At 45.3% G+C, this 15693-nt stretch carries 15 protein-coding genes; 11 read left to right on the top strand and 4 right to left on the bottom strand.

Annotation, left to right across the window (positions count from 1 at the left end; all coding sequences use genetic code 11):
• Positions 1-141: 141 nt before the first annotated feature.
• Complete coding sequence (gene nadK, locus VIC_RS10395; RefSeq protein WP_006959627.1) at positions 142-1026, bottom strand: NAD(+) kinase; 885 nt, start codon at positions 1024-1026, stop codon at positions 142-144.
• Positions 1027-1170: 144 nt separating this feature from the next.
• Between nadK and grpE the strand changes: the two genes are divergently transcribed.
• The 5 genes from grpE (at position 1171) to tnpA (ending at position 7557) form a co-directional block, all read left to right on the top strand.
• Entirely contained in the window at positions 1171-1785 is a 615-nt protein-coding gene (gene grpE, locus VIC_RS10390; protein WP_006959626.1) for a nucleotide exchange factor GrpE, read from the top strand.
• Between the two features lie 287 nt (positions 1786-2072).
• Entirely contained in the window at positions 2073-3350 is a 1278-nt protein-coding gene (locus VIC_RS10385; protein ID WP_039951732.1) for a dicarboxylate/amino acid:cation symporter, read from the top strand.
• Positions 3351-3707: 357 nt separating this feature from the next.
• Positions 3708-5621 (top strand): molecular chaperone DnaK, encoded by a 1914-nt coding sequence (dnaK, locus tag VIC_RS10380; RefSeq protein WP_006959624.1) that lies wholly within the window; start codon positions 3708-3710, stop codon positions 5619-5621.
• A gap of 179 nt (positions 5622-5800) precedes the next feature.
• On the top strand, positions 5801-6946 hold the full coding sequence (gene dnaJ / locus VIC_RS10375) for a molecular chaperone DnaJ (protein WP_006959623.1): 1146 nt from the start codon (positions 5801-5803) through the stop codon (positions 6944-6946).
• A gap of 164 nt (positions 6947-7110) precedes the next feature.
• Entirely contained in the window at positions 7111-7557 is a 447-nt protein-coding gene (gene tnpA, locus VIC_RS10370) for an IS200/IS605 family transposase (protein ID WP_039951144.1), read from the top strand.
• 55 nt (positions 7558-7612) lie between these two features.
• Here the strand turns inward: tnpA and VIC_RS10365 are convergent, their stop codons facing one another.
• Positions 7613-8050, bottom strand: a complete 438-nt coding sequence (locus tag VIC_RS10365; RefSeq protein ID WP_006959622.1) for a type IV pilin protein — start codon at positions 8048-8050, stop codon at positions 7613-7615.
• Between the two features lie 103 nt (positions 8051-8153).
• On the opposite strand from VIC_RS10365, the gene VIC_RS10360 reads away from it, so the two are divergent.
• From VIC_RS10360 to tadA, 6 genes are all read left to right on the top strand, one after another.
• Entirely contained in the window at positions 8154-8645 is a 492-nt protein-coding gene (locus VIC_RS10360) for a GspH/FimT family pseudopilin (RefSeq protein ID WP_039951730.1), read from the top strand.
• On the top strand, positions 8639-9274 hold the full coding sequence (locus VIC_RS10355) for a PilW family protein (protein ID WP_006959621.1): 636 nt from the start codon (positions 8639-8641) through the stop codon (positions 9272-9274). Before VIC_RS10360 ends, VIC_RS10355 begins: the two co-directional genes overlap by 7 nt.
• A gap of 1 nt (position 9275) precedes the next feature.
• Entirely contained in the window at positions 9276-10568 is a 1293-nt protein-coding gene (locus VIC_RS10350) for a hypothetical protein (RefSeq protein WP_006959620.1), read from the top strand.
• Positions 10558-10989, top strand: coding sequence for a type IV pilus modification PilV family protein (locus VIC_RS10345; protein WP_039951788.1), 432 nt, complete (start codon positions 10558-10560; stop codon positions 10987-10989). The genes VIC_RS10350 and VIC_RS10345 overlap by 11 nt, the downstream gene beginning before the upstream one ends.
• 276 nt (positions 10990-11265) lie before the next feature.
• Complete coding sequence (locus tag VIC_RS10340) at positions 11266-12825, top strand: AbgT family transporter (protein ID WP_006959618.1); 1560 nt, start codon at positions 11266-11268, stop codon at positions 12823-12825.
• Positions 12826-13040: 215 nt separating this feature from the next.
• Positions 13041-13550, top strand: a complete 510-nt coding sequence (gene tadA, locus VIC_RS10335; RefSeq protein ID WP_006959617.1) for a tRNA adenosine(34) deaminase TadA — start codon at positions 13041-13043, stop codon at positions 13548-13550.
• A gap of 42 nt (positions 13551-13592) precedes the next feature.
• On the opposite strand, the gene VIC_RS27135 is transcribed toward tadA, so the two are convergent.
• Positions 13593-13727 carry a hypothetical protein gene (locus VIC_RS27135; RefSeq protein WP_006959616.1) on the bottom strand — a complete coding sequence of 45 codons (135 nt, stop codon included), beginning with the start codon at positions 13725-13727 and terminating at the stop codon, positions 13593-13595.
• 212 nt (positions 13728-13939) lie between these two features.
• Positions 13940-15466 carry a membrane-bound lytic murein transglycosylase MltF gene (gene mltF / locus VIC_RS10330; protein ID WP_039951728.1) on the bottom strand — a complete coding sequence of 509 codons (1527 nt, stop codon included), beginning with the start codon at positions 15464-15466 and terminating at the stop codon, positions 13940-13942.
• Positions 15467-15693: the final 227 nt, after the last annotated feature.

The raw sequence follows: 15693 nt of genomic DNA, 5'->3' as shown, positions 1-15693 counted from the left end.
TAAAGGTGGTGATGAAAATTTTTGTGAGCGGGATCAGGAGTGTGCTTTGCTGGTGTGATTGTTGAGTGGGAGTCGTTGCGTTACGAAGGCTTTAAACAAAAAGGGCTGACGCTTTTCGTCAACCCTTAAAACTTTTCTCAATTAGAACAATTTGCTCGACCAGCCTAGTTTGTTCCGCAATACATGGTAGTAGCTGTAGTCTTTAGGATGAATGAGCTTAAGAACATTAGGGCTCTGGTAGATGTGGATTTCGTCACCCGGTGAGACAGGTAAAGAAACTTGTCCATCACAACCCACTTCTTGGGTGCCACGGTTATCCGGTGAAACAACCAATTTGATACGACGCTTACTGTCAACAACCAACGGGCGGCTTGATAACGTATGGGGGAACATAGGAACTAGCGAAATTGCATTAAGGCTCGGTGACAGAATCGGGCCGCCACCAGACAATGAATAGGCCGTTGAGCCTGTTGGGGTAGAGACGATCAGCCCATCCGCCCGTAGCGAAAAGGCAAAACTCTCATCTATATACACCTCAAATTCGATCATATGGGCAACTTGGCCTGGGTGTAGCACCGCTTCATTCAATGCGGCGTTGTGGCTTTTTATCTGACCGTGGCGATGGACTTCCGCTTCCAGTAAAAAGCGCTCTTCTTCGATGAACTCACCTGCGAGGACTTTCTTCAGCGCCGACTGAAAATCTTCTGGATTGAGATCAGTGAGAAAGCCAAGGTTGCCTCGGTTGACACCGATAACCGAAATATTAAATCGAGACAGGACTCTTGCGGCACCAAGCATATTGCCATCCCCGCCAACCACAATGGCGAGATCGGCGGCTTTGCCTAACTGAATCAGGCTCGCAAAATGTTCACTTGGTACGTCGTCTAGAATTTCAGCCAGTCTGTCGTCAATAAAAACCTGATACCCTTCCGATTGAAGCCAGGTATAAAGCTCTCTATGAGTCTGAATGGCTTGCTGATCTCGGGGTTTACCAATGATGGCGATCACTTCAAAAGGCTTTTTCATAGGTTTTCCGCACTAAATAGGCTTGATTCGACAATCTTCATCCCCATAATAATGGCAAGTTAGCTATTTATGCGAATTTTTATGTATCTAAACGCGATAAACGTGACGGTTTAGATACAGATGGAATTGAATTCTGGAGATATCATGAGCAACGAAGAAAACAAGATCAAAGAAGAAGAGCTACAGCAGCAAGACACTGCGCAAGAAGTTGAAGCAGAAGTTGTAGGTACTGACGCTGATATCGAATGGAACGAAGCAACTGAACAAGACGAACAAGACGAACAAGAGTCTAAAATTGCTCAGCTTGAAGCAGCACTTCTTTCAAGTGAAGCGAAAGTTAAAGAGCAGCAAGATTCTGTTCTGCGTGCTAAGGCGGAAGTTGAAAACATGCGCCGTCGTACCGAGACGGAAATTGACAAGGCTCGTAAATACGCATTGAACAAGTTTGCGGAAGAGCTACTACCTGTTATCGACAACCTAGAGCGAGCGATCCAGGCTGCGGATACAGACAACGAAGCGGTGAAGCCAATTGTTGAAGGTGTAGAGCTGACACATAAAACGTTTGTTGATGCTGTTGCGAAATTTGGCCTGAAGGAAATTAACCCAGAAGGTGAAGCGTTTAACCCTGAAATGCATCAGGCGATGTCTATTCAAGAAAGCCCAGATCATGAGTCAAACACAGTAATGTTTGTTATGCAGAAAGGCTACGAGCTAAATGGTCGTGTCATTCGCCCCGCGATGGTGATGGTAGCGAAGTAATCGCTTAATCCAAACTGATTAAACTTAAAAAAGAGAGGCTTTAGCCTCTCTTTTTTTAATCTCGTCAGAGCTCTCAGAACGACCAAATTAACACATTGATATAGTGAATTATTCTTGGGTTAAAGTTTGTACGAAAATTAATTTCCGATTAGAAATATGTAACATTATCGTAAACAAACACTTTATTTTGTAACTTTTGTGTGTATTATGTGCGAACTCTGCCGTAAAACTCGGCGGAATAAACTATAAAATCATAAAATATAAACACAACATTCTGGAGATGAATGATGGATAAATCGCTTTCAAGCAAGATATTTGTAGGCTTGTTCGCTGGCCTACTGATTGGTACTGCGATTCAGTACCTGTTTAGCGGAATTGCTATCTTTGACACTTACCTACTTGGTGCCGCAGAAGGCGCTGGTGGTATGTTCGTATCCCTGATCAAACTTCTTGTTGTTCCACTAGTATACGTTTCTATCGTGTGCGGTATTGTGGACCTGAAAGACATCACTGCGTTTGGTCGTCTTGGTGGTAAAACTTTTGCCCTTTACATCTTTAACACCATCATCGCGATTACTGCGGCGTTGACTGTTGGCCTTATTTTCCAGCCGGGTGCTGACGCGAATCTAGCGGGTACGATTTCAGAAACTGTTAAGCTGACGACGACTGAAACACCTGACATTTTCTCACTGGTCGTTAACATCGTACCGAGCAACCCTGTTCAGGCATTCGCTAACGGTGACATGCTGCAAATCATCTTTATGGCAATCCTGACTGGTCTTGCTATCCAAGCTCTTGATTCACGCGGTGGCCCTGCGATCCGCACGTTCAAGATGGCTAACGAAATCATGATGAAGCTAGTTGGTCTGGTTATGAGCCTAGCGCCATACGGTGTATTCGCTCTAATGATTCAATTAGGTGCAACGCTAGACGCGAACACGCTAATGTCTGTAGCAGGTTACGTAGCGCTTGTTGTTGCAATGCTAGTATTCTGGATCTTCATCTTCTACCCAATGGCAGTAGGTATCGCGACAGGTACTTCACCAAAGACGTTCCTGCGTGCAACTCGTGAACAGATCCTGTTCTCTCTATCTACAGCGAGCTCTAACGCGACTATTCCTGTAACTATGCGCACTCTGACTGAGAAACTTCAAGTTTCTAAATCGGTGGCAGGTTTCGGTGTACCACTTGGTGCAACAATGAACATGTCTGGTGTTTCTATCTACATCGCACTAGCAACTATCTTTGTTGCGAACGCGTTTGGTCAGCCAATCAACACTGCTGACGTGTTCACGCTAGGTCTAACTATCTTGCTTCTGTCTATCGGCGCTGGTGGTGTTCCTGGTGGCGGTGTTGTAATGGTAGGTGTTCTTCTTCACCAACTAGGTCTACCACCTGAAGGTCTTGCAATCATCGCAGCAGTTGACCGTATCAACGATATGTTCTGTACATCTTCTAACGTAGTAGGCGACACAGCTGTAAATACTATCGTTGCTAAATCAGAAGGCGAAATCGGCAAAGAAGAAACAGAAGTGGAAGCACAACCTGCACAAGCGAATGCTTAATCTATAAAGTGTCGGAATTTGAAAGCGAGGCCAAGTGCCTCGCTTTTTGTTTTTAGCATGTAGTAATGACATTAATTGGGCTTTGAGCATTACCACTCGAGAGAACGAAGATGTAAGTGTTGGAGCACCACTTATTGAAATTATGACTTCGGAATCCGGTCTATTCGCTTATCCTCAAATCTTTTTTCACTTTTTTTCACTTCTTCCCTTGAAAAGCTATTTACAGCCCTTATCTATTGGGCATAAGTGAAGCAAACAAAATTATTTTAGTTTGTGAGTAAGGGTTGAAACCCTATTCTCCATCCCCACATAGGGGATATAGCAAAACGAAAATAGAATTTATTCGGAGATAGCCTGATGGGTAAAATCATTGGTATTGACTTAGGTACTACTAACTCTTGTGTTGCTGTTCTAGACGGTGACAAGCCACGCGTAATCGAAAACGCGGAAGGCGAGCGTACAACAGCATCAGTTATTGCATACACAGATGGTGAGACGCTAGTAGGTCAGCCAGCTAAACGTCAAGCGGTTACAAACCCAACTAACACGCTATTTGCAATTAAGCGTCTAATCGGTCGTCGTTTCGAAGACGAAGAAGTTCAGCGTGACATCGAAATCATGCCTTTCAACATTGTTAAGGCTGACAACGGTGATGCATGGGTTGAGGCACAAGGCCAGAAAATGGCGGCTCCTCAGGTTTCTGCTGAAGTACTGAAGAAAATGAAGAAAACTGCAGAAGACTTCCTAGGTGAGGAAGTAACTGGCGCAGTTATCACAGTACCTGCTTACTTTAACGATGCTCAGCGTCAAGCAACTAAAGATGCTGGCCGTATCGCAGGTCTAGAAGTTAAGCGTATCATCAACGAACCAACAGCTGCTGCTCTAGCATACGGTCTAGACAAGCAAGGCGGTGACCGCACTATCGCTGTATACGACCTTGGTGGTGGTACATTTGATATCTCTATCATCGAGATTGATGAAGTTGAAGGCGAGAAAACGTTCGAAGTACTAGCAACTAACGGTGACACTCACTTAGGTGGTGAAGACTTCGATAACCGCATGATCAACTACCTAGTTGAAGAGTTCAAGAAAGAGCAAGGTATCGATCTTAAGAATGATCCTCTAGCAATGCAGCGTGTTAAAGAAGCAGCAGAAAAAGCGAAGATCGAGCTTTCTTCTACTTCTCAAACTGACGTAAACCTACCTTACGTAACTGCAGATGCGACTGGTCCTAAGCACATGAACGTTAAAGTAACGCGTGCGAAACTAGAATCTCTAGTTGAAGACCTAGTACAACGCTCTCTTGAGCCACTAAAAGTTGCTCTAGCTGACGCAGACCTTTCTGTAGGCGACATCACTGACGTAATCCTAGTAGGTGGTCAGACTCGTATGCCTATGGTTCAAGAGAAAGTGGCTGAGTTCTTCGGTAAAGAAGCTCGTAAAGACGTGAACCCTGACGAAGCAGTAGCAATGGGTGCTGCAGTTCAAGGTGGTGTACTTGCTGGTGATGTGAAAGACGTACTTCTACTAGACGTTACTCCTCTGTCTCTAGGTATCGAGACTATGGGCGGCGTAATGACTAAGCTAGTTGAGAAGAACACAACTATCCCAACGAAAGCGAACCAAGTTTTCTCTACAGCAGAAGACAACCAGAACGCGGTAACTATTCACGTTCTTCAAGGTGAGCGTAAGCAAGCGATGTACAACAAGTCTCTAGGTCAATTTAACCTAGAAGGCATTCAGCCAGCACCTCGTGGTATGCCTCAAATCGAAGTAACTTTCGACCTTGATGCGGATGGTATCCTGCACGTATCTGCGAAAGACAAACAGACAGGTAAAGAGCAGAAGATCACTATCCAAGCTTCAGGCGGTCTAAGCGACGACGAAATCGAGAAAATGGTTCAAGAAGCAGAAGCTAACAAAGAAGCGGACAAGAAGTTCGAAGAGCTAGCAGCTGCACGTAACCAAGCTGACCAAATGATCCACGGTACTCGCAAGCAAGTTGAAGAAGCGGGTGACGCACTTCCAGCTGACGAAAAAGAGAAGATTGAAGCAGCGATCACTGAACTTGAAGAAGCAAAAGGTGGCGACGATAAAGAAGCTATCGATGCGAAAGTTCAAGCGCTTATGACGGCAGCTCAGAAGCTGATGGAAATTGCTCAGCAGCAAGCTCAAGCACAACAAGCTGATGCAGAAGCTGGTGAGCAGCCTAAGCAAGAAGAAGACGTTGTAGACGCTGAGTTTGAAGAAGTTAAAGACGAGAAGAAATAATTCTCGACACTGAATTAACTTAAAGTAATATGCGGGCGTTTGGGGCAACTCATACGCCCGCCTGTTTGTAAATATGATGTCTTTCCAGATAAGCTCTTTTGCACAAAGCTTTTATCTAGAACGATACAAACACCAAGCGACAATCGGTCGTTTGCAGTAATAAATTGGTGACGAAGAACATGTCAAAACGTGATTTTTACGAAGTATTAGGCGTAAGCCGTGATGCATCAGAACGTGATATTAAAAAGGCGTATAAGCGCCTTGCGATGAAATTCCACCCAGACCGAAACCAGGGTGATGAGTCTGCTGCTGAGAAGTTTAAAGAAGTAAAAGAAGCGTACGAAATTCTGCTAGACCCACAGAAGAAAGCGGCATATGACCAATATGGTCATGCAGCCTTCGAACAGGGTGGCATGGGCGGAGGCGGCTTTGGCGGCGGCGCTGGTGCTGATTTCGGTGATATTTTTGGTGACGTGTTTGGTGATATCTTTGGCGGTGGCCGACGTGGTGGTGGCCAGCAGCGCGCGCAACGCGGTGCAGACCTGCGCTACAACATGGAACTATCACTAGAAGAAGCGGTTCGCGGTGTTTCAAAAGAAATTGAAGTTCCAACGCTAGTTAACTGTGACGTTTGTGATGGCAGTGGCGCGAAGAAAGGCTCGTCCCCTGAAACGTGTGGAACCTGTCACGGTCATGGTCAGGTTCAGATGCGTCAGGGCTTCTTTGCGGTTCAGCAAACCTGTCCTACCTGTCATGGTAAGGGCAAGATCATCAAAGATCCTTGTAACTCATGTCATGGTCAAGGCCGCAAGCAGAAGACTAAAACGCTTAACGTTAAGATTCCTGCTGGTGTTGATACTGGTGATCGTATTCGTCTTTCTGGTGAAGGTGAAGCAGGAGAAATGGGCGCTCCAGCGGGTGACCTATACGTACAGGTTCATGTCAAAGAGCACCAAATCTTTGAGCGTGATGGCAACAACCTTTATTGTGAAGTGCCTGTCAGCTTTGCAATGGCTGCACTGGGTGGTGAAGTCGAAGTACCAACACTGGATGGTCGTGTGAACCTGAAAGTACCAACCGAAACTCAAACGGGTCGCATGTTCCGTATGCGCGGTAAAGGCGTGAAGGGTGTTCGCGGCGGTGGCGTTGGCGACCTTATCGTTAAGCTGGTTGTAGAAACTCCGGTAAATCTAAGTACTCGTCAGAAAGATCTATTGAAAGAGTTTGAAGAGTCTTGTGGTGGTGAAGCGGCAACGAAGCACAAGCCAAAAGCGGAAGGCTTTTTCAATGGCGTGAAGAAGTTCTTCGATGACCTGACTAGCTAAAAAAAACAAATTCTACATAAAGCCTGCAACTGCAGGCTTTTTTATTTTCTGGCCCTAAACCACCTTCTTTAGAAGGTGGTGATCGTTCTTTTGGGCTTTGCCCGAAGAACGCTCATGTTCAAGATGTCCTCGTTTGCAACCAACAAATGAAGGAAATAACGAACATGAGCAGATATGAATCCGCTTCACACGTTTATCATCGGTGCCAATATCATATTGTTTGGACACCTAAATATCGACTAAAGATTCTGAAAGGAAATTTAGGCAAAGAGCTGTATCGAAGTATCTACGTTTACAGCAATATGAAGAAATGCAAGGTTGTCGAGCTTAACGTCCAAATTGATCATGTCCATTTAGTCGTGAGGCTTCCGCCGAGCATGAGTATCTCAAATTACATGGGGTTTGTTAAAGGTCGTACAGCGATTAGGTTGTTTAACAAATTTCCGTATTTGAGAAAGAAAAAGCTCTGGGGTAATAAGTTCTGGCAACGAGGTTACTTTGTTGATTCGGTAGGGATGAACGAGGAAATTATACGTAGATACGTCAGGCACCAAGATCGTGTGGGGAAAGAAGAAGAGGAGCGACAAATGCTTCTAGGGTTAGATAAATAGCAGTGAGCCCCCTTATAGGGGGCCAACCAAAGCCACCTGCTATGCAGGTGGATTTTTACTGCCAGCAGCTAAGAGGAAACGCTTTATTGCTAGCATCAAGGCTGAGGTAATCAACGTTGTATTCTTGTAAGCAAGAGTCTAAATTTTGTTGGCTGTTTGCTTGCGCTGTCGCTTTGATAATGTACGCCGCATTGGCGCTACTGGTCACGCTAAACACAAAGCGACTTTGCTCGGAAAGGCACACCGTACATTTCCCACTCGATATTACCTTATGCCAATCATATTGGCCGTTATAGCTTGATTCTAATTCGAGTTGGATACGGGCGAGATCCGCAATAGCGGTGATGCGGTGAGACTTCCGTACCTGATCCAAATGGCTTGGATAGGCGAACATCGCCAAGATACCAATCAGAGTAACCACGATCAGTAATTCGAGTAACGTCATCCCAATTAAACTTTGTTTACTCTGTTTGCAGTTATTTACGCCAATCACTTCGAGCTCTCCTAGTACCCACCTCTGACCTATTGTTATGCGCTGTTAATATCAAGCCAAGTATGGTTCTCGACACTTTTAAATTTACATAGGGATTTGGGAAATGCCTCGTGGCTTTACGCTACTGGAGTCCGTTGTCACTCTGTCTGTGATGAGTTTGTTACTGGTATGGGCGGTTCCTAATTTTAGCTCAGTTTCTGATACCACTAAGATGATGAGGCTCGCTAAAGAATTGAATGGCTTCGTCTTAATGGCAAAATCTCACGCGATCTTGCGCCGACAGCCTCTATGGATACATCTCACAAGGTCAGGTGATTCTTGGACGTTGAATTTGACGGACAGCGAAGATGAGGACAATGGTTTAGTTCTTATGCGTTTATCTGGCGAGCCGTTTACTGGCATCGAACTGGCGACGACTTACAGCTCAAATCAAATCAGTTTTGATGCCACACATGGGCGACCCAAGAGCGGGCGGTTTACATTTTACCCTAAGTTATCTTCTGAAACGGTTCTCGAGCTCAGAACTCACTTTCGCTCAGCTATCGTAAGAGTGTGTGCACCTTCGGGCATTACTCTTGGTTATCAGCCATGTTGAGAGGAGGTCAATCGGGTCATAGCTTAATTGAGCTTCTCGTTTCTACTTCGATTTCTCTCATAGTCATCGCTATAGCCGTAACTATGCTTCTCCACAGTCAACGGCTCTCTGCTGCTCACGCCAAAGAGCTGATGTTGCTACAAAGCACGAATAGTGTTCTGCAAATGATGAAGTTAGATTTGTACCGAGCGGGTCATGGTGGAGTACTGGGTGAAAGCGTCCGTTTATCTGGCGCAGCACAAACGTACTACGTCAAACATAGTGAGCATCACACTCTGCTCGCGTTCGCTTACCTGTCAGGCAGCTTAGGATCTGAGACAGCATACACGAATGTGGTATATCAGCGGCAGAGCGAATCAAAAGAGGTTTTGAGAGTCTGCGCGAAGAAGCTACCAAGAGCTATGTCTGCTTTAGAAGCAGAAAACTTCACCACACATTTTGGTAATACCTGTAACACAGTGTTCGATAGTAATCGTATTGTTGTGACCGAGTTTGAACTGGATTCCGAGCCTTTAGCCGGTGCTACCCATACTTCTTCATTACTCAATGCTCAACTCAGTACCCATTTACGCTTTGCCCCAGAGGTATCGAAGACGCTCACCTTTTCCATTAAACAGAGGAACTGGTGACATGACATTTCAGCGAGGTACTGCAACCCTTTTAATCACAAGCCTTTTGCTAGCTGGCGTGCTCATGATTGTCATGGGCAGTTATAAAGCCTTATTCTACCAAATTAAACGCAGTCAAAATGAAGTGGAAAGTCGCCATGCACATTGGCGCGCAGAGGGCGGGTTAGAGTGTGCGATTTCCTCTGTTGTTGGAAAACAAGCCATACCAGAAGAGCTGAGTGACTGTCAGCAGCAACTGAGTTTGGATGCGCTTGAGATTGAAACTGGAACACCACATATTGTTCGTGCAACCAGTGGCTTCTTAACCATAAGCAAAGCTTTTCTTCTGCCTGAACTTCAAATAAAAAGCCCAATCACAGCAATCTCTCACTTATTGGTCAATGGTGGGCTCAACATAGCGCCGCACGTGAATCAACGCGTTAGCGAGTTCCGCTGGGCGTGCATCTCGGCTCGCTATCAGAATATTTTCTATGCGCATAGCTACGACACCACGCATCCGTATCAAGCAACCGATATCTCTCGTTATTTTCCTGAGAGTCAGGGAACCAACTCACATCAATGTAACCAAACTCACTACACTGATTTCAGTTGGCGGCTCTCTTTAACTCACAAAGACTTCGAGCATGTGGAGCAACTTGATGTATTTCAGGAAGTTTTTAATGTGCCACGTAGCCAGTGGTTTGAGGTCATGTCGGACACCAGCTTGTTCGGTTATGTACCAGAAGAGCTTAAAAGTGTCATGCCACGTTTACCGAGTGAGTTACCCAGTGCGCAGTACATAGAAAATTGCGGCCAGCAGATTACAGAACTTATCAAAGCATATCATGAGCTTATTTGGGTATACGGTAGCTGTGAACTTAACGCAGATGACCTGCAATCCATAAACCTTGCCATTGATACTCATTTGAATGGTGGTCTGATACTGGTGCTCCACAATGGCATAGCTTCTATTTCAGGAAACCAAGCATTGAAGGCCATGATTTATCACTTTGTTTCTGAGAGTCCGTCTGCTGGGTTTGTTGATTGGGGACAATCAAACAACAATCCATTGCTTTCGGCACTGATTGCATCTTTGAACGAGCATGCTTTGCTGAACACAGTAGAGCAACAAAAAGTGAGTTATTTTCAGAGTGGTAATGTTTATCCGTTAGGTGGTTTAGTGTTGGATGCTCCTGATAGCTATGCCTTGATCAACAATGATCTATACATGCAGTTCAATAAAGATGTCACGGCCTCGGCTGCTCGACATTTTCATAAGGTCAAATGGAGCAATGGTAGTTGGCATGATTTCTAACCAGAAAGGTGTCAGCTTGTTTGAGGTGCTATTGGCTCTCTTGCTTGTCAGCGGTAGTGCTGTCGGTTTAGTCAAATTACATACCTATATCGAAATGAAATCCGATTGGGCTGAACGGGCTATTGAAGCGCTCTATTTGGCAGAATCTCAGCTTGAGCAGTTCACCACGCATGGATCAACGGCGAAGGAGGAAAGTTATCAATTCGGCGATATAGAACAAGAAGCCTGTTATTCGCAAACTCAGTGTCAGCCGTCAACCTCTGAATATTTCCAGATACGATGCGAGGCTCGCACCTCGTTACAAAATGGGGTTGAAGTTAAGTACATTACCGTGGAGGTGTGTTGGCTCGATCGTCATGGAAAACATCAATCCATTGAGCTAATGACATCAGTTTCTAAATTCAATGAATTTAGTATGTAGACTATTTTATATTCAAAATAAATTATTGATATTTTACTTAAAAGCGTTCTCTATATTTTTCAAAATGGTTTCAAATCTGTTTCATTATATGGGTGGCTAGTGTTTTTACTTTGTTGCGTAGTAATGGCAATTTTGCAAAATATGTCTCCAAATATGGAAAAACCTCTGGAATCTTGTGCTTTTGAGGGGGCAATTTAATAAAATGTGTAGCTGAAAAATAGGTCGTCACAACAATTATTACAGGCCTAAGGCAACAACATCACATATGGAGTTACCATGAGTAACCAAGCAGTAAATAAAGCACCATCGTCCAAGCCGAATGGCATGGATCGCTTTCTTAATTTTATAGAACGAGCTGGTAATAAAATCCCGGATCCGGCCATTCTGTTCTTCTGGGCACTGATCATTACTTGGGCTGCGTCTGCACTTTTGTCGAATGTTTCTTTCGACCTTCTAAACCCTCGAACTGGCGAAGCTCTTACCATCACTAACCTTCTGACAGGTGAAGCACTAGCAAGTTTCCTTGCTAACATGGTGACAACGTTCACTGGCTTTGCACCACTTGGTATCGTTCTAGTAGCGATGTTGGGTGTAGGTGTTGCCGATTCTTCTGGCTTCATCACCACTGGCCTTAAGAAGATGCTGAACTTCACGCCAGCAAAACTTCTTACTCCAATGCTAATTCTTGTAGCAATCGTATCGCACACTGCTGCTGATGCGGGCTACGTTCTGGTTATTCCTCTTGGTGGTATCATCTTCCACGCTGCAGGTCGTCACCCTCTAGCGGGTATCGCGGCAGCGTTCGCAGGTGTATCAGGTGGTTTCTCTGCAAACTTCATCCCTTCAGGTATTGACCCTCTATTGGCTGGCTTTACTCAAACAGCCGCGCAGGTTCTCGATCCTGAGTACGTGGTTAACCCTCTAGCGAATATCTTTTTTACTGGTCTATCTTCAGTAATCATTGTGGCTATCGGTTGGTATGTAACTGAAAGAATCATCGAGCCACGTCTAAAGAACACTCCAATCGACGAAGACGCAGAGAAAGCACCAGATCTAGGTTCTTTCACTGAGCTTGAGTCTAAAGCGTTTCGTTACGCGGGTTGGGCTATGATGGCGGGCATCGCACTTCTTGTTGTGGCGCTTATCCCAGAAAATTCTGCACTGCGTTCACCGGAAGGTGAGATCACAGCGTTCTCTGCGCCAATCATGAAGTCTATCGTTCCGTTGATCTTCATCCTGTTTATCATTCCGGGTTACGTTTACGGTCGCGTTTCTGGCACGTTCAAGACAAGTAATGACATCATCAAAGCGATGGCGGACACCATGTCTACGATGGGCGCATACATCGTAATGTCGTTCTTCTGTGCACAATTCCTATCTGCATTCGCGCAATCAAACATCGGTACTATGCTAGCGCTATACGGTGCAGAAGGTCTGAAAGCGATGAACCTACCAGGTGAAGCAACAATCATTGGTATGATTCTTCTAACGGCTTCTGTAAACCTTCTAATCGGTTCTGCATCAGCGAAATGGGCACTGATTGGTCCAATTCTGGTGCCTATGCTAATGGCTGTTGGTATTTCTCCAGAACTATCACAAGCGGCATACCGTGTGGGTGACTCTGTTTCGAACATCATCTCACCTCTGATGGTATTCTTCCCTCTAGTGGTTGTTTACTGCCAGCGCTACGTGAAGTCGACTGGTATTGGTACGCTAGCGTCATTAATGATGCCATTCTCGATTGCTATGCTAATCGGTTGGTCAATCTTCCTAGTGGCTTACTGGATGTTAGGCATTCCGCTAGGTATTCAAGCACCATACACTTACACAATGTAAATACGGTCAGATTTGGCGCTGTAGCAGTTATTAACTGCGCAACACCAACTATTTAGGTATTAGGATTTTAAAAGCGCTGGTCGAAAGACTGGCGCTTCTTTTTAGTGCTAAGAAGTAGTTTATGTGAGGTGCTCTGCGTCCTGCTTTCACTTCCGCGTTCATACGGGTAGAATTTGCTACCCCTAGCCGTTTACTTATACAACCGGAGCTTCCTTTTGTCAGATTCACAGTTTTCCCCTCAAGACGAGTTTTTCATGCGCCGTGCTATGGAGTTGGCGGCTCAGGCCGAAGCTGAGGGAGAGGTTCCAGTTGGGGCCGTACTAGTGAAAGGTGGTGAGATCGTTGCTGAAGGATGGAATCAGTCAATTGGTCATCATGATGCGACGGCTCATGCTGAAATGCAGGTGCTGCGTAAAGCCGGCCAAGTACTGGAAAATTACCGACTGTTGGATACAACATTATACGTTACGCTAGAGCCATGCCCTATGTGCGCGGGGGCCTTACTCCATAGCCGAGTGAAACGCATTGTTTATGGTGCTCCGGACTTAAAAGCGGGGGCTGCAGGAACAGTACTCAATCTGTTTGAACATCAAGCGGCGTATCACTATGCCGATATTGAACAAGGACTGATGGAAGAAGAGTGTCGAGGCCAGCTTCAGGCGTTCTTTAAGCGTCGTCGTAAAGAGAAAAAAGCGCAAAAACAAATGAAGCGTTCAGAAGGGTAGGGTTTTCAGCAAACACCTGATTCAAGGTGTTTGCCAACTGGTTTATGCACAAATTAGCTGCATAAAAGCTCGATGACGGGCAATGACTTTCTTCTTGTTATTGCTGAGCATTCTTTTACGGCGGTTTGCCGCAACGGTTTTATTAAGGCGTTTTGACTGCATTTTACGTCTACGCATAAAACAACCTCCTACTGTGGGTTAGAACTCTATGATTGCTTTCTGTATCGAAGGCATTGATTACGTTATGTAACTCGTCTTTTACCAGCCAATTGTTACCATTTAAATAATGCTACCGAAAAGGCTGGCTCACGATACTATGTTTGGGTCAGGCAAGTAAAATTCAAGTGCCCAACCATTAATCAATGGCTGGGCACTTTAACGGTTTGTTTCTATTCTTGTATTTCTTCAACTGGCGCCGCTGAAGATACCGCTGAAGCTGCTGAGATAGGGCTGTCTGGCACTTCAATCACGGCGAGATCATCAATGTTGACATCACTGTTGTCCGTGGTCTGCTGTTCGACATGGCCGATGATACTCTGGTAATAGCGGCGAATATTCTCGACGTAGTTTCTCGCTTCATCACCGCGTGCATAGCCATAGCGGGTTTGGCTGTAGTACTTTTTCTGGCGCAGCAACGGCAGGCGATCTTTCACATCAGCCCACGCATCTGGGTTACCGCCTTGCTTCTTCGTGAGTCTTCGGGCATCCATCATGTGACCATAGCCGACGTTATACGATGCAAGGGCAAACCAAATTTTTTCATGCTCATCAATGGAGTCGGGGATGCGAGACACCATTCGTCGCAGGTAATCAACACCTCCACGAACTGACTGCTTAGGATCGAGACGATTGGTGACGCCAACACTTTTAGCGGTTGGCAGTGTCAACATCATCATGCCTCGTACACCTGTCGGAGATTTAGCAAGCGGGTTCCAGTGCGATTCCTGATAAGCCAGTGCCGCCACGAGTCGCCAGTCAAACTCATCTGAGTATTCTTTAAACAGAGGTGACCATTGTGGAAGCTTAGAGTCGAGCGCACGAATAAAAGCTCGGGTATCAACGTAATCGAAGCTGCCAATATGACCGATATACTTTTCTTCTAAAGAGGCTAGGTGACCAGATTGTTTGGTGTAGCCGAAGAATTCGATCATAAGCGCATAAAGGCTTTCATCTTCAGAACGACGAACAAACCAAGAGATTGGCTGATCTTCTGTCAGCTCGAATGCGAGCGCAATATCGGGATAGATACGTTGTGATAAAGAGACTTCGACTGAATCGGCAACAGTGAACATCAGCTCTCCATCAGATACTTGTTTTAGTAGATCACTCACTTCAGCATCTGGGTCAACTTCAAAGGCAAAGTCAGGGTGCTCTTCTTGTTTGATGGCGCTCAGAGTTTGTTTAACGTGAGAGTCACTGATGATTTTAAGGATAGGAAGCTCTTCACCATCATCTGTTGGTACGGGGTGGATATTGAGGAGTTGCTCTAGGTTGCGTGGTCGTTTCTTACCTTTTTTATACACAACTTGCTGGCTGACGTAGTAGTAAGCGGGGCCAGGTCGGAATCGCTCCATACGTTCAGGTGACTGAGTCAAACCTGCAGCAATAATGTCGATTTCACCTTTGGCTAGCGCAGGATATAACGACGAGATACGGTAGGCTGGTTTCATTTCCAACTGCACACCAAGCTCATTGGCGAATTCGCGGGCCAGTTCGTAATCCAAACCTGCTGGGCCATCAGGACCGATATAGTAAGACAGCTGGTTATTCAGAGTGCCGACACGTAACACACCACGCTCACGTATCTGGTCTAAATCACTTTTGGGCTCTGACTCAATTTGACAGCCGGATAACATCAATACAGAAAACAGCAAGGCGCTGATTGATGTCCAACGGTTCAAGTAATGCTTCTTCATTCACATCATTCTCATACTTCCAGTAGGGCATTTATATCAAAGTGTCATAACAAGGCAAGACAATCAGAGTCACTTCGGGTTAAAGATTTAAAATTGGGATTTTTGCTGTAATTCAAATTTGACGAAAAAAATGACGCAAACGGTTGCTTTTGGTGTTACATCACAAAAATAATTCCTTTATAATGCGCCCGCAAAGGAGAGGTGAAATCGGCATAGGTTTTTAATCC

The sequence above is a fragment of the Vibrio coralliilyticus ATCC BAA-450 genome, from assembly GCF_000176135.1.
Taxonomy (GTDB): Bacteria; Pseudomonadota; Gammaproteobacteria; order Enterobacterales; family Vibrionaceae; genus Vibrio; species Vibrio coralliilyticus.
Note: the sequence above shows the minus strand (reverse complement) of the source record. Positions and strands in the feature narration are given on the sequence as shown.

Excerpts from the sequence above, each read along its gene's own strand:
- grpE (WP_006959626.1), top strand. The coding sequence starts at position 1,171 with ATGAGCAACGAAGAAAACAAGATCAAAGAAGAAGAGCTACAGCAGCAA.
- VIC_RS10360 (WP_039951730.1), top strand. The coding sequence starts at position 8,154 with ATGCCTCGTGGCTTTACGCTACTGGAGTCCGTTGTCACTCTGTCTGTG.
- VIC_RS10345 (WP_039951788.1), top strand. The coding sequence starts at position 10,558 with ATGATTTCTAACCAGAAAGGTGTCAGCTTGTTTGAGGTGCTATTGGCT.
- mltF (WP_039951728.1), bottom strand. The coding sequence starts at position 15,466 with ATGAAGAAGCATTACTTGAACCGTTGGACATCAATCAGCGCCTTGCTG.
- VIC_RS10385 (WP_039951732.1), top strand. The coding sequence starts at position 2,073 with ATGGATAAATCGCTTTCAAGCAAGATATTTGTAGGCTTGTTCGCTGGC.
- tnpA (WP_039951144.1), top strand. The coding sequence starts at position 7,111 with ATGAGCAGATATGAATCCGCTTCACACGTTTATCATCGGTGCCAATAT.
- VIC_RS10355 (WP_006959621.1), top strand. The coding sequence starts at position 8,639 with ATGTTGAGAGGAGGTCAATCGGGTCATAGCTTAATTGAGCTTCTCGTT.
- dnaK (WP_006959624.1), top strand. The coding sequence starts at position 3,708 with ATGGGTAAAATCATTGGTATTGACTTAGGTACTACTAACTCTTGTGTT.
- VIC_RS10350 (WP_006959620.1), top strand. The coding sequence starts at position 9,276 with ATGACATTTCAGCGAGGTACTGCAACCCTTTTAATCACAAGCCTTTTG.
- VIC_RS27135 (WP_006959616.1), bottom strand. The coding sequence starts at position 13,727 with ATGCGTAGACGTAAAATGCAGTCAAAACGCCTTAATAAAACCGTTGCG.
- VIC_RS10340 (WP_006959618.1), top strand. The coding sequence starts at position 11,266 with ATGAGTAACCAAGCAGTAAATAAAGCACCATCGTCCAAGCCGAATGGC.
- dnaJ (WP_006959623.1), top strand. The coding sequence starts at position 5,801 with ATGTCAAAACGTGATTTTTACGAAGTATTAGGCGTAAGCCGTGATGCA.
- nadK (WP_006959627.1), bottom strand. The coding sequence starts at position 1,026 with ATGAAAAAGCCTTTTGAAGTGATCGCCATCATTGGTAAACCCCGAGAT.